The organism is Paraburkholderia sp. IW21, from assembly GCF_041321145.1.
In the GTDB taxonomy this organism is placed as follows: domain Bacteria; phylum Pseudomonadota; class Gammaproteobacteria; order Burkholderiales; family Burkholderiaceae; genus Paraburkholderia.
Genome location: NZ_JBGGWA010000002.1, coordinates 604310 through 617363, shown reverse-complemented (window position 1 = coordinate 617363; position 13054 = coordinate 604310). Strand labels below are relative to the sequence as shown.

Sequence of the window (13054 nt, the reverse complement as noted above, 5' to 3'; positions counted from 1 at the left end):
GTGACTCGCAGATCGTTATTGACGCTGGCATGCAGCGTACTGATGTTGTCCGCCTGCGGCTTCCAGTTGCGCGGCCAGCAGGACTACGCATTCAAACGACTCTATATATCCGGCGGCTCTGCGGCGGGAGGCGCGCGGCTGACGCGCCTGGTGCAAGGCGGCAGCGACACCGTGGTGGTCAATTCCGTCGCGAATGCGGACGCCACGTTGCAGATTAGCGAGGCCCGCGGCTCGAGCACGTTGACGCTGAACTCACTGGGGGTCGTCGAAGAGTATCAAATGAATCTCACGATGACTTACTCGCTGACGGGCAAGGACGGCACGGTGCTGATTCCGCCGAGCGTGATCGCGCTGAACCGCGCGATGACCTACAGCGACCAGTACTCGCAGGCCAAGTCTGCCGAAGCCGACATTCTGTTCGCGGACATGGAAAGCGACGCGATCGATCAACTCACGCGCCGACTGTCGCTTGTGCGCTCGCTGCATCCGGCGCCGGGCCAGGGCGTGCCGGCGGTTGCGCCGCGTGCGCCGTTGCCGCCCCCGCCGCTGTGAGCGTCGTGCTGCGTTCGCCCGGCTGCATGCGTACTTGTTCAATCTCGCCGATCGGTAGCCATGCAATTGCGACTTGACGCGCTCGAAGCGCATCTCGCCAAGGGTCTCGCCGGACTGTACGTCGTGTACGGCGACGAACACCTGCTCGCGCAGGAAGCGAGCGACCGGATTCGTGCGACGGCGCGAGCGGCCGGTTTCACCGACCGCTCGGTGTTTACCGTCGAGCGCGGTTTCGACTGGAGTTCGCTGCTTGGCGCGAGTCAATCGATGTCGCTGTTCGGCGACCGTCAACTGGTCGAATTGCGCATTCCGTCGGGTAAGCCCGGCAAGGAAGGCGCGGACGCGCTGAAAGCGCTCGCCGCCGCCGTCAACGACGACGTGCTGACGATGATCACGTTGCCGCGGCTCGACGCGGCCACGCAAAAGTCGGCGTGGTTCACGGCGCTTTCCGAGGCCGGCGTCGCGCTGAAAATCGATCCGGTCGAACGCGCACAGTTGCCGGGTTGGGTGGGTCAACGGCTCGCGGCGCAGGGCCAGCGGGTCGCCGCCGGCGAAGAAGGGCGGCGTGCGCTGGCGTTCATTGCCGAGCGCGTGGAGGGCAATCTGCTGGCGGCGCACCAGGAAATCCAGAAGCTCGGGTTGCTGTATCCGGCTGGGTCGTTGAGCTTCGAACAGATTCAGGACGCTGTGCTCAACGTCGCTCGTTACGACGTTTTCAAGCTGAACGAGGCGATGCTGGCGGGCGATGTCGGCCGCCTGGCACGCATGCTCGACGGACTGCGCGGCGAAGGCGAGGCAGCGGTGCTGGTGCTGTGGGCGGTGGTCGAAGAAGTGCGTACGCTGTTGCGGATCAAGCGCGGCGTCGCGGCGGGCAAGCCGCTTGCGATGCTGGTGCGTGAAAACCGCGTGTGGGGGCCGCGTGAGCGGCTCATCGGGCCGGCGCTGTCGCGCGTCACCGAGAGCGCGCTGGAGAAGGCGCTCGCGTTGGCGGCGCGCCTGGATCGGCAGGTGAAGGGATTGTCGGGCGGCACGCCGGGCAATCATCGCAACGATCCCCCGCCCGATCCGTGGGACGGCTTGTTCGAACTGGCCATGACGGTGGCTTCGCCGAGGGCCGCGCCAGTGCCGCCGCCACCAAGGCCTCGGCCCGCGGCAACTGCAACGGGGCGAAGGCCAGTCTGATTTGCGTGGCTTGCGGCGGCAGCTTCGCGCTGCCCGATGCGTGGGGACGCCAGAAGGTGAGCCTCACCGGCAGTGTCTTCATGACGTTTCGCACCACCGACGTTTGGGGTGCGGAGCATCAAGTCCCCGAGCCCTCCGGCTGTTCCAGCAAGCAAAGCACCGCTACCCGACTTACAATCGTTTGATCTTTCGCTAATTCTGCCTGTCCGCTGTACGTGATCGTGCGCGGCACCACGAGAATCACCATGGATATCGACCAGTACATGACCGACCTCGGCCGCCGCGCCCGTCACGCTTCGCGTGCGATGGCGCGTGCGTCCACGGCGGCGAAGAATGCCGCGCTCGCAGCAGTCGCACATGCGATCGAACGCGATGCCGCGCTGCTGAAGGAAGCCAACGCGCGCGACGTAGCGCGTGCGCGTGACAAAGGTCTCGACGCGGCTTTCATCGACCGTCTGACGCTGTCGGACAAGGCGCTGAAGACGATGGTCGAAGGCTTGCGGCAAGTCGCCGCGCTGGCCGATCCGATCGGCGAGATCAGCAATCTGAAGTACCGGCCGAGCGGCATTCAGGTGGGCCAGATGCGTGTGCCGCTGGGTGTGATCGGCATCATCTACGAATCGCGTCCGAATGTGACGATCGACGCCGCCGCGCTGTGTCTCAAGTCCGGCAACGCGACGATTCTGCGGGGCGGCTCGGAAGCGCTGGAATGCAACACGGCGTTGGCGAAGCTGATCGGCGAAGGGCTGGAAACGGCCGGGTTGCCGCAGGACGCTGTGCAAGTGGTGGCCACCTCGGATCGCGCCGCGGTCGGCAAGCTGATTACGATGAATGAATACGTCGACGTGATCGTGCCGCGCGGCGGCAAGAGCCTGATCGAGCGGCTCATGAACGAAGCGCGCGTGCCCATGATCAAGCATCTTGATGGCATCTGCCACGTGTATGTCGACGACCGCGCGGACCTGACCAAGGCGCTGACTGTCTGCGACAACGCGAAGACGCACCGCTACGGCACCTGCAACACGATGGAAACGCTGCTGGTCGCACGCGGTATCGCGGCTGAAGTGCTGCCGCCGCTTGGGCATTTGTATCGCGGCAAGGAAGTCGAGTTGCGCGTGGATGCTGCGGCGCGCGCGGTGTTGTCGGCGGCCGGCGTGGGTCCCCTCGTCGACGCCACTGAAGAAGACTGGCGCACTGAGTATCTCGCGCCAGTGCTGGCGATCAAGGTGGTCGACGATCTCGACGCCGCGATCGATCACATCAATACGTATAGCTCGAAGCACACCGATGCGATCGTTACCGAAGACCACGACCGCGCCATGCGCTTCCTGCGCGAAGTCGATTCGGCGAGCGTGATGGTCAACGCTTCGACGCGTTTTGCCGATGGCTTCGAATTCGGTCTGGGCGCGGAGATCGGTATCTCGAACGACAAACTGCACGCGCGAGGGCCGGTCGGGCTGGAAGGGCTGACGTCGCTGAAGTACGTTGTGCTCGGACATGGTGAAGGCCGGCAATAAGTCGCTGTCGGCCGCGCGTTTCATCGCGAACGCCGCCGATAAGCTTGGTCGGTCACGTCTTTTCACTACGAACGCGCCGACAAGAGCGCTGATTTCCACGATACAAGTCGCAAGGACCGCTGATGCTTTGGGTAAAAACGTTTCACATCGTTCTGATTGCTTCCTGGTTTGCCGGCCTGTTCTATCTGCCGCGCATCTTCGTCAATCTGGCCATGGAGACGGAACCCGCCGCCACCGCGCGGCTTTTGACCATGGCGCGCAAGCTGTTTCGCTTCATGACGTTCATCGCGGTGCCGGCGCTTGCTTGCGGACTGTGGCTGTGGCTCGCGGTTGGCATCGGGCGCGGGCAGGGCTGGATTCACGCGAAGGTCGGCGTGGTGGTGCTGCTGATCATTTACCACGCCTATTGCGGGGTGCTGCTGCGGACTTTCGAGCGCGGCGAGAACCGTCGGACGGACAAGTGGTATCGGATGTTTAATGAATTACCTGTGCTGGGGATGCTGGCGGCGGTGGCGTTGGTTGTTATCAAGCCGTTTTAAAAATAGGAATATTCCTATTTATCTTTGTTGATTAAGTGTTATCTCGTCGCGTGGTATTTATCGCTGCGCGGCGTTATGAGTCAATAAATCGGCGATTTGGTGATCGATATTCGCGAACCGTCGTCGATTTCATTGTGGCCGATTCAGCGTCGCCATCTTTCTCCCCACGCTTCTGTTTAGTTGAGCGTTGCGCTAGAAATTTTCCGATTTCGAGCGCGGGTTCGGCGGCGTCCTTGTGCGACTGCCGCGCGATTCTGTCGTCCCTATTCCTTGCCTAGACTGGATTTCTGACATTTATTGTTAGATTAAATCTCGGTTTGCGTAAGATAATTCTTATTGACGCAAGATTTTCTTTAAGAATTGTCTTATTAAACGAACAAATTCCTAATTTTATAGTCGAGCCATCCCCAGAAGGATTAATGGGATGGTCCGAAGATAGTCAATTGCGACGACCTGTTTTCATCCTTCTGTCAGCCACTGACGCGTGTGGGCCCAATCAAAAAGCCCCTCGCCGCACAGAGCCCAACCCCAGATATTCAGAAGGAAGAAATCATGAACAAGTCGTACAAGAGCGTATGGAACGAAACTATCGGGACGTATGTCGCTGCATCAGAAACGTCGAAGAGTCGCGGCAAGAGGAGCTCGAACAAGAGGGCGTTAGTGGCTGCGCTGCTGGCGGTTGGCGCGGGATTCGGTTCGGCCGTGAAGGCAGAAGCGGTTGACAGCCTCAGCCAGGCGAACAACTCGACGTGTGTCTCGTCGGCGGATGGCGCCCCGGACACGGCGAATTCCGGCGATTGCACCACGGCTTCACAAGATGCGGGGGCTAGCAACGGACAGACGTCGACAGGCGGAACGGTTTCGTCAGGGCAGCATGGATTGCTGGGGGCTACTTTGCTGGGTGTCAGTCCGACGTCGAATATCGCGATGGGCAACCTCGATCACACGTTGAGCGCCGTAACCGGCACATACCAGGATGACGCAGCGCTGAATGCTGGAGCAAATACCACAGGAAGCATCGCCATTGGTGGTGGTGCGTTGACGACTAGCTACAGCGGGACTGCGATTGGCGCGCAAGCTTGGGCCGCTAGTGCATCGACGGCGTTGGGAGCGAACGCAATAGCTGCTCCTTCGGCGGTGTCAGTCGGTGCTATGGCCGGATTCAACGGAACCGCGCAAGCATCGGTTTCGCTCGGTTTCAAGTCTGCTGGCTCGGGAAATGAGGCTACGGCTCTAGGTGCCTTTGCTACGGCTTCGGCAGCCAATTCCGTGGCCTTGGGAGGCGATTCGATTGCGGACCGTGCCAGCACGGTATCCGTGGGTGCCGTTGGCTCGGAGCGCCAGGTCGCAAACGTGGCGGCGGGTACGCAAACTACTGACGCAGTCAACTACGCGCAGTTGCAGGCAGCAGGCCTGAAGACCGATACGAGCGGCAACGCAACGAATTCCTTCGTCGCGTACAACGATAAGACCCAGGGCAAGGTCACGCTGGGCGGCGCGTCGGGCACGACGCTCACGAACGTGGCGGCAGGCACTTTGTCGAGCTTGAGCATGGACGCGGTCAATGGCTCGCAGCTTTACATGACCAACCAGAGCGTCGCGACGAACGTCGCTGCGATTGCGAAGAACACTAGCGACATTTCGAACCTCGACACACGCGTCACGACGGTCGAAGGCTCGGTAAACGACCTCGCCAACCAGATCAATACGGGCGCAGTCGGCCTTGTGCAGCAGGATCAGACGTCCGGCGATCTAACGGTCGCGAGCAACACGGGCGGCACGCGCGTCAACCTCATGGGCACCGCAGGACCGCGCGAACTGCTCGGTGTTGCTGCCGGCACGACGAGCAACTCCGCGGTCAACTTGAGTCAGTTGAACCCGCTCGTCGCGTCGCTCGGCGGCGGTGCTCACGTGAACGCGGACGGTTCGATCGTCAGCCCCACTTATCATATGCAGGGCGGCACGCAGACCACCGTCGGCGACGCGCTCGATGCGCTCGACACCAATCTGTCGTCGCTGGAAACGCAGATCAACAGCGGCAGCATCGGCATGGTCACACAGGACTCCGTCTCCCGCGACTTGCGCATCGGCGCTACGACCGACGGTACGCGCCTCAGCGTGGTCGGCACGGCGGGTAACCGTGTCGTGACGGGTGTCGCCGCCGGTGCGGTGAGCGCAGAGAGCGCCGACGCGGTGAACGGTTCGCAACTGCATGCGAACGCGGCCAGCACGGCAGCGGCGCTCGGAGGCGGGTCGACCGTTAACGCGGACGGCACGGTCTCGGTGCCGTCATACAGCGTCGGCGGCACGACCGTGAACAACGTCGGCGCGGCGATTGCGAACGTCGACGGCCGTGTAACGCAGAACACCTCGGACATCGCCAGCTTGCAGACCACGGTCGGCTCGATGAGTGGCTCGGTGGCGAACGCGGTTTCGTACGACACCGCGGCGCATAACCAGGTGACATTGGGCGGTTCAGCCGGCGCGCCGAAAGTAAAGCTGACCAATCTGCAGGACGGTGAACTGTCGGCGACCAGCACCGATGCGGTGACCGGCGCGCAGTTATGGAATACCAACCAGCAACTGTCCGATCTGAGCCAGTCGGTGCAGAACCAGCAGCAGACCGGCAACACCGCGATGTCCCTCAACGCAGGCGGCGCACCGGCAGCGACGGCCACCGGCAACAATGCTGTGGCGCTGGGCGGCGGTTCGCAGGCTAGCGGCGAGAACTCGGTTGCGATCGGTTCGGGTTCGGTAGCTGACGAAGCGGACACGGTGTCCGTTGGCTCGCAAGGCAATGAGCGCCGCGTTACCAACGTCGCGGACGGTCATGCGGCGACGGATGCGGTGAACATGCGCCAGTTCCAGTCGGGTATCAACGACGTGGCGCGCAGTGCCTACAGCGGCGTAGCAGCCGCCACCGCGTTGACGATGATTCCGGAAGTCGATCCGGGCAAGACGCTGGCAATCGGCGTCGCCGGAGCGACTTACAAGGGTTATCAGGCAGCGGCGGTGGGCGCGTCGGCCCGTATCACGCAGAACGTGAAGGTGAAGGTGGGTGCCGGCATCAGCGGCAGCGAAACCACGGTTGGCGCGGGTGCGTCGTATCAATGGTAAGCGTGTGATAGTGGTGAAAAGGCGCGGCGGTTGAGCCGCGCCTTTTCGTAGGCTGCAAGTTTGACCCGGTAGTAAAGAAAAAGGACGGGCTCCTCAAAGGGAGCCCGTCCTTTTTTATGCGTGCGGGTTGACGCGCCGCACAGCAGATACGATTGCGAACACGTCGCTCATCGCCCCCGAGCGACGCCTTGTTCTGCTGCTGTCGCGACGCGCGTGCATTTCACTGCAAACTTCCGGTGTGCGATCAACCGCAAAACATCACCTACCCGGATCGATCCGTCTACGCGTAATCACTTCCTTTGCCTGCGCCATCTTCTCGACCAGCTCCGGCCCCCGGCTCAACGCCACGCCCACGGCGAGAATATCGCCGATCGCCAGATGCGAAACGCGCGAGGTCATCGGCGAAAAGATATCCGTGTCTTCGTCGACATTGGCAAACAACCCGACCGTAGCAAGCCGCGCCAACGGCGAGTTGCCGTGCGTGATCGCAATCACCTTCGCTCCTGCCGCTAGCGCCGACTTCACCGCATCCACGATATCGCGCGTGCGGCCGGTGTTCGAGATCGCCACCACCACATCACCTTTACCCAACAACGCCGCCGACATCAGAAACGTATGCGGGTCCGAATACGCGACGCTCGGCATGCCCAAACGAAAGAACTTGTGCTGCACGTCCAGCGCGGCGATGCCCGAGCCGCCCGCGCCATAGAACTCGATGCGCCGCGCTTGCGCCAGCAGCGCGATCGCCGCCGCCACGCTATCCGACGACAGATTGTTGCGCACCTGGATCAGCGCGCCGATGGTCCGGTCGAGCACCTTCGCGGCCACGCCCGGAGTGGGTTCGTCCGGCCGCACGTCGCGGTAGACCGCCGGCACTTCCGCTGCAATGCCTTGCGCCAGCCGGATCTTGAACTCGCGAAAGCCCGAAAAGCCGAGCGCATGACAAAAACGCGCGATAGTCGGCTGGCTCACGCCGGCGCGCGCGGCCATTTCGGTCATCGACAGATCCAGCACTTCGCGTGGCGCTTCCATCACGTAATCAGCCAGCTTGCGCTCGGACGGGCGCAACTGTTCGCGCATCTCTTCCACCTGGGACAGCATCATTGGAAAACTCGCACTATGCTGAAGAATGCGTGGACTATATCTGATTGCCGAAGAAGGTACAAAAACTACATTTGTGGCGCTAGGTGTAATCCCTTATGTTTAGGCCTATGCATCGCTTAAGCCGAGCCAGCATGGCGCTACGGCCAGTCGGAAGATGCGGCCTCGCAGCAGGATTCATCATTGCGATCGTGTAGTTTTTCTACTAAGATTGCGGCGTCGACTGATTCGACATCCCGCGATACCTACTGGCATAGCGCGCGCCTTGATTAAGTGCCGACCGCCAGCGACGAAGGAGCTCCGATGGTTTCCCCGCATTCGCAATTGTTGAAGGTCACGCAACGCGTGGTCGAGCGCAGCAAGCCCACTCGCGCGGCGTATCTGGCCCGCATCGAACACGCTCAAGGCAAATTCCCGGCGCGTGGCGCGCTGTCGTGCGCCAATCTGGCCCACGGTTTTGCCGGCCTCGAAGGCCGCGACAAGTTCGCGATCAAGGCGATCCGCGAGCCGAACATCGGCATCGTATCGTCGTACAACGAGATGTTGTCCGCGCACGCGCCGTACAAAAACTACCCCGACATCATCAAAGAGGCCGCGCGTGAAAACGGCGGCGTCGCGCAATTCGCGGGCGGCGTGCCGGCCATGTGCGACGGCGTCACGCAAGGCAACGCGGGCATGGAACTGTCGCTGTTCTCGCGCGAAGTGATCGCGATGAGTACAGCGGTGGCCCTCACGCACAACATGTTCGACGCGGCGCTATGCCTTGGCATCTGCGACAAGATCGTCCCGGGTCTCCTGATCGGCGCGCTGCAATTCGGCCATCTGCCGACGATTTTCGTGCCGGCCGGCCCGATGGGAAGCGGCCTGTCGAACGACGACAAAGCCAAGACGCGCCAGTTGTACGCCACCGGTCAGTGTGGCCGCGACGCGCTGCTGGAAGCGGAAGCCGCCGCGTATCACAGCCACGGCACCTGCACCTTCTACGGCACCGCGAACAGCAATCAGATGCTGATGGAAGTCATGGGCCTGCATCTGCCGGGTTCCGCATTTGTGCATCCGCACACGCCGCTGCGCGACGCGCTGACCGCGCAGGCCGCGCGCCGCGTGCTCGATCTCACGGTGGAGCGCGGCAATTACACGCCGATCGGCCACGTGATCGACGAGAAGGCGATCGTCAACGGCATCGTCGCGTTGCTGGCGACTGGCGGCTCGACCAATCACACGCTGCATCTGGTCGCGATAGCGCGTGCGGCCGGCATCGTGATCGATTGGGACGACTTCGACACGCTGTCGCAAGCCGTGCCGCTACTCGCCAAGATCTACCCGAACGGCAAGGCCGACGTGAACCATTTCCACGCGGCGGGTGGCGTGGCGTTCCTGGTCCGGAATCTGCTGGAAGGCGGCTTGCTGCATGAAGACGTGAACACGGTCGCCGGCAAGGGTCTCAAGCACTACACCGAAGAGCCGAAGCTGCTCGACGGTAAGCTGCAATGGGTGCCGGGCGCGCAGGCAAGCGAAGACACGGCGGTGCTGCGCGGCATCAAGGAACCGTTCCAGCCGGACGGGGGCTTGCGTTTGATGCAAGGCAAGCTCGGCCGCGGTGTGATCAAGATTTCCGCGGTGGCGGCGCAGCATCGCAAGGTGAAGGCGCCGGCCATCGTGTTCGATTCGCAGGAAACGGTGCAGGCCGCGTTCGACAACGGCGAGCTGAAGCGCGATTTCATCGCCGTGGTGCGCTTTCAGGGCGCGCGGGCAAACGGCATGCCTGAGCTGCATCGTTTGACGCCGCTGCTCGGTGTGTTGCAGGATCAAGGTTTCCACGTCGCATTGGTCACGGACGGCCGCATGTCCGGCGCGTCGGGCAAGGTGCCCGCCGTGATCCATCTTTCGCCGGAAGCGCTGCTGCAAGGCCCGATCGGTAAGGTCCACACCGGCGACATGCTGGTGATCGATGCGGACGCCGGCGTGCTCGACATCGAAATCGATGCGGCGCAATGGGCGGCGCGGCCGGAAGCGCTGCCGCAGCATCAGGCGGAAAACGAAGTCGGTTTCGGCCGTGAACTGTTTGGCGTGTTCCGTGCAGCGGCTGCGCCTGCGGAGCAGGGCGCTTCGGTGTTCGGTCCGATGGTGGGCGAACGCAGCGCGCAACACGGCGAGCAAGCCAAAGCACATACAAGCCACACGCGTATCCCTCAAGCCAGCCAGGTGCTGCAGAAACAAGGAGTCTGACTATGACGTCGAAAACAGTAAGCGAAATCGTGCGCCTCGGCCCGGTGATTCCGGTGCTCGCGTTCGACTCGGTCGAACAGGGCGAACACGTGTCGCGCGCGTTGCACGCCGGCGGCGTGAAGGTGCTCGAAATCACGCTGCGCACGGCAGCCGGTCTGGAAGCGATTGAGCGCGCGAGCCAGCTGGCCGAAGACATCGTGGTCGGCGTGGGCACGATCACGAGGCCCGAGCATTGCGCTCAGGCGAAGAAAGCGGGCGCTCAGTTCGGCGTGTCGCCGGGCTTGACCCGCGACATGCACAAGGCCGCGCAGGATGCGGGCTTGCCGTTGCTGCCGGGCGTGATGACGCCGACCGACATCATCGCCGCGCTGGAACTCGGCTACGAGATCGTGAAATTTTTCCCGGCGCAACAGGCCGGCGGCGTACCGATGCTGCAAGCTTTCCACGGTCCGTTTCCGACGCTGAAGTTTTGCCCGACGGGCGGCATCACAGCCGAAACCGCCACCCATTTCCTGTCGCTGCCGAACGTGGTCTGCGTGGGCGGCTCCTGGCTCACGCCGAAAGCCGCGCTCGCCGCGCAAAATTGGGACGAGGTTACGCGTCTTGCGCGTGCCGCCAGCCAGTTGGCTGCGCCCGCCCACTAAGTTGAACCGGCGCGCGCTTTAGTCCCCTCTCAACGGTCCCACGCCAAAGGAGCTTCGTCGATACAGCTTGCACGGCTGTCAAGGCGAGGCTTCTTTCGATATGGGCGCCTGATTCGCGCGCCTTAAAAGACAACAACAAGTAAGACAACAACAAGTAGAATTCAGCGTCCGCGCAGCAAGCCGGGTTTTCTGGCGTAGCTACAGGCCGCTATGAGACAAGGTGCCGGCCGTGTTCCGCACCCATAATCAATAACGCAAAGGAGGCGCTTCATGGAAGCTGTCCACGGCAGCATGCTGCTGGTCTACGCAGTGATTGCCATCGCATTGCTGATCCTGCTGATCACGCGCTACAAGGTCTATCCGTTCCTCGTCCTCATCATTGTCTCGCTGCTGCTGGGTCTCACAGCCGGCATGCCGATCGGCACCATCGTCAAATCGTTCGAAACCGGTAACGGCAATACGCTCGGCCACATTGCGATTGTGGTTGGCCTCGGCACCATGCTCGGCAAGATGATGGCCGAGTCGGGCGGCGCGGAACGCGTCGCCACCACACTGATCGACTGGTTCGGCGAGAAGAACATTCACTGGGCAATGATGGCCGTTGCGATCATCGTGGGTTTGCCCGTGTTCTTCGAAGTCGGTTTCGTGCTGCTGATTCCGATCGCGTTCAATGTCGCGAAGCGCACCAACAAATCGCTGCTGCTGGTCGGCTTGCCGATGGTTGCGGGTCTTTCCGTCGTGCACGGTTTGATTCCGCCGCACCCGGCTGCGATGCTCGCGGTGCAGGCGTACCACGCAGATATCGGCAAGACGATTGCTTACGGGCTGATCGTGGGGGTGCCGACGGCGATCGTTGCCGGTCCGTTGTTCGCATTGCTGGTTAGCCGCTATATCAAGCTGCCGGAGAACAATCCGCTCGCGGCGCAGTTTCTCGGTGCCGCTGACGAGCAAAAGGAAAAGCGCGAACTGCCGGGCTTCGGCATCACCCTTTTCACCATTCTGCTGCCGGTGATTCTGATGCTGGTGGGCAGCTGGGCCGATCTCGTGTTCACGCCGAAAACCTTGCCGAACGATCTGCTGCATTTCGTCGGCAATTCGGACGTCGCGCTCCTGATCGCCGTGCTGGTCAGTTTCTGGACCTTCGGTGCGAACCGCGGCTTCAATCGTGAGCAGATCCAGAAGTTTTGCGGCGACTGCCTGGCGCCGATCGCCGGCATCACACTGATTGTGGGTGCGGGCGGCGGTTTTGGGCGCGTGCTGATGGATAGCGGCATCTCGAAGGAAATCGTCGGCGTGGCGACGGCGATGCATCTGTCGCCGCTGCTGTTCGGCTGGCTGGTGGCCGCGCTGATTCGTCTGGCCACGGGTTCGGCGACGGTCGCGATGACCACCGCGTGCGGCATCGTCGCGCCGATCGCGCAGGCTAGCGGCGTGCATGTGACGCCGGAATTGATGGTGCTCGCCACCGGTTCGGGCTCGCTGATTTTCTCGCACGTCAACGACGGCGGTTTCTGGCTGATCAAGGAATATTTCGGCATGACGGTGGTGCAGACGTTCAAAACCTGGTCGCTCTGCGAAACCATTATTTCGGTGATGGGTTTGGGTTTGACTTTCGCGCTGGCGACGGTCGTGTAAGGAGTATTTTGATGATTCTGATCGCCATGGGCGTGTCGGGCGCCGGCAAAACGAGGATTGGGGAAATGCTGGCGGAACGCCTGCACTGCGCATTTACCGACGGCGACGCGTTTCACAGCGCCGCCAACAAAGAGAAAATGCACCATGGCATCCCGCTCACCGACGAAGACCGCTGGCCGTGGCTGAAAACCATCCGTGCCGCGATCGAAGAGAAGCAGAAGGCGGGCGAGAAGGCGGTGTTCACGTGTTCGTCGCTGAAGCGCTCGTATCGCGACGTTCTGCGTAACGGCAACAAGGACGTGTGCTTCATCTACCTGAAGGGTTCGCGTGAAGTGCTGGAACAACGCCTGACTACGCGCACCGGCCATTTCTTCGATCCGTCGCTGTTGCAAAGCCAGCTCGATACGCTTGAAGAGCCGGGCCCGGATGAAGCGATCACGGTGAACATCGAGTTGTCGCCGGAAGAGATTGTCGACGAGGTGTTGAAGCAGATGAAGGCGCGGTGAAGTTTTAAGCTCACTCACGTCGCAGGATAAGA

The 13054-nt window shown here is 62.0% G+C and carries 10 protein-coding genes; 9 read left to right on the top strand and 1 reads right to left on the bottom strand.

The genetic code is table 11. The features are described from left to right. The 5 genes from lptE (at position 1) to ACAX43_RS06660 (ending at position 6907) form a co-directional block, all read left to right on the top strand. Entirely contained in the window at positions 1 to 552 is a 552-nt protein-coding gene (gene lptE, locus ACAX43_RS06680; RefSeq protein WP_370707612.1) for an LPS assembly lipoprotein LptE, read from the top strand. A 60-nt stretch (positions 553 to 612) separates the two neighbouring features. Further along, complete coding sequence (gene holA, locus ACAX43_RS06675) at positions 613 to 1734, top strand: DNA polymerase III subunit delta (RefSeq protein ID WP_370707611.1); 1122 nt, start codon at positions 613 to 615, stop codon at positions 1732 to 1734. Between the two features lie 245 nt (positions 1735 to 1979). Continuing rightward, positions 1980 to 3251, top strand: a complete 1272-nt coding sequence (locus ACAX43_RS06670; RefSeq protein ID WP_370707610.1) for a glutamate-5-semialdehyde dehydrogenase — start codon at positions 1980 to 1982, stop codon at positions 3249 to 3251. 122 nt (positions 3252 to 3373) lie between these two features. Then, positions 3374 to 3790: a CopD family protein gene (locus tag ACAX43_RS06665; protein WP_252888437.1), complete on the top strand. Its 417-nt coding sequence runs from the start codon at positions 3374 to 3376 to the stop codon at positions 3788 to 3790. 552 nt (positions 3791 to 4342) lie between these two features. Next, a complete protein-coding gene (locus tag ACAX43_RS06660) occupies positions 4343 to 6907 on the top strand; it encodes a YadA-like family protein (protein WP_370707609.1) in 2565 nt (854 codons plus the stop codon). 258 nt (positions 6908 to 7165) lie between these two features. Here ACAX43_RS06660 and ACAX43_RS06655 read toward each other — a convergent pair whose 3' ends face one another. Beyond that, entirely contained in the window at positions 7166 to 8011 is an 846-nt protein-coding gene (locus ACAX43_RS06655) for a MurR/RpiR family transcriptional regulator (RefSeq protein WP_370707608.1), read from the bottom strand. A gap of 300 nt (positions 8012 to 8311) precedes the next feature. Between ACAX43_RS06655 and edd the strand changes: the two genes are divergently transcribed. The 4 genes from edd (at position 8312) to ACAX43_RS06635 (ending at position 13022) form a co-directional block, all read left to right on the top strand. Then, positions 8312 to 10237: a phosphogluconate dehydratase gene (gene edd / locus ACAX43_RS06650; RefSeq protein ID WP_370707607.1), complete on the top strand. Its 1926-nt coding sequence runs from the start codon at positions 8312 to 8314 to the stop codon at positions 10235 to 10237. Between the two features lie 2 nt (positions 10238 to 10239). Then, positions 10240 to 10881: a bifunctional 4-hydroxy-2-oxoglutarate aldolase/2-dehydro-3-deoxy-phosphogluconate aldolase gene (eda, locus tag ACAX43_RS06645; RefSeq protein WP_370707606.1), complete on the top strand. Its 642-nt coding sequence runs from the start codon at positions 10240 to 10242 to the stop codon at positions 10879 to 10881. 270 nt (positions 10882 to 11151) lie between these two features. Then, on the top strand, positions 11152 to 12516 hold the full coding sequence (locus ACAX43_RS06640) for a GntP family permease (protein WP_370707605.1): 1365 nt from the start codon (positions 11152 to 11154) through the stop codon (positions 12514 to 12516). A gap of 11 nt (positions 12517 to 12527) precedes the next feature. Further along, positions 12528 to 13022 carry a gluconokinase gene (locus ACAX43_RS06635; protein WP_370707604.1) on the top strand — a complete coding sequence of 165 codons (495 nt, stop codon included), beginning with the start codon at positions 12528 to 12530 and terminating at the stop codon, positions 13020 to 13022. Positions 13023 to 13054: the final 32 nt, after the last annotated feature.

What these genes read in the sequence shown, in the direction of transcription:
- holA (WP_370707611.1), top strand. Translation starts at nt 613, where the DNA reads ATGCAATTGCGACTTGACGCGCTCGAAGCGCATCTCGCCAAGGGTCTC.
- ACAX43_RS06670 (WP_370707610.1), top strand. Translation starts at nt 1,980, where the DNA reads ATGGATATCGACCAGTACATGACCGACCTCGGCCGCCGCGCCCGTCAC.
- ACAX43_RS06665 (WP_252888437.1), top strand. Translation starts at nt 3,374, where the DNA reads ATGCTTTGGGTAAAAACGTTTCACATCGTTCTGATTGCTTCCTGGTTT.
- ACAX43_RS06660 (WP_370707609.1), top strand. Translation starts at nt 4,343, where the DNA reads ATGAACAAGTCGTACAAGAGCGTATGGAACGAAACTATCGGGACGTAT.
- ACAX43_RS06655 (WP_370707608.1), bottom strand. Translation starts at nt 8,011, where the DNA reads ATGATGCTGTCCCAGGTGGAAGAGATGCGCGAACAGTTGCGCCCGTCC.
- edd (WP_370707607.1), top strand. Translation starts at nt 8,312, where the DNA reads ATGGTTTCCCCGCATTCGCAATTGTTGAAGGTCACGCAACGCGTGGTC.
- eda (WP_370707606.1), top strand. Translation starts at nt 10,240, where the DNA reads ATGACGTCGAAAACAGTAAGCGAAATCGTGCGCCTCGGCCCGGTGATT.
- ACAX43_RS06640 (WP_370707605.1), top strand. Translation starts at nt 11,152, where the DNA reads ATGGAAGCTGTCCACGGCAGCATGCTGCTGGTCTACGCAGTGATTGCC.
- ACAX43_RS06635 (WP_370707604.1), top strand. Translation starts at nt 12,528, where the DNA reads ATGATTCTGATCGCCATGGGCGTGTCGGGCGCCGGCAAAACGAGGATT.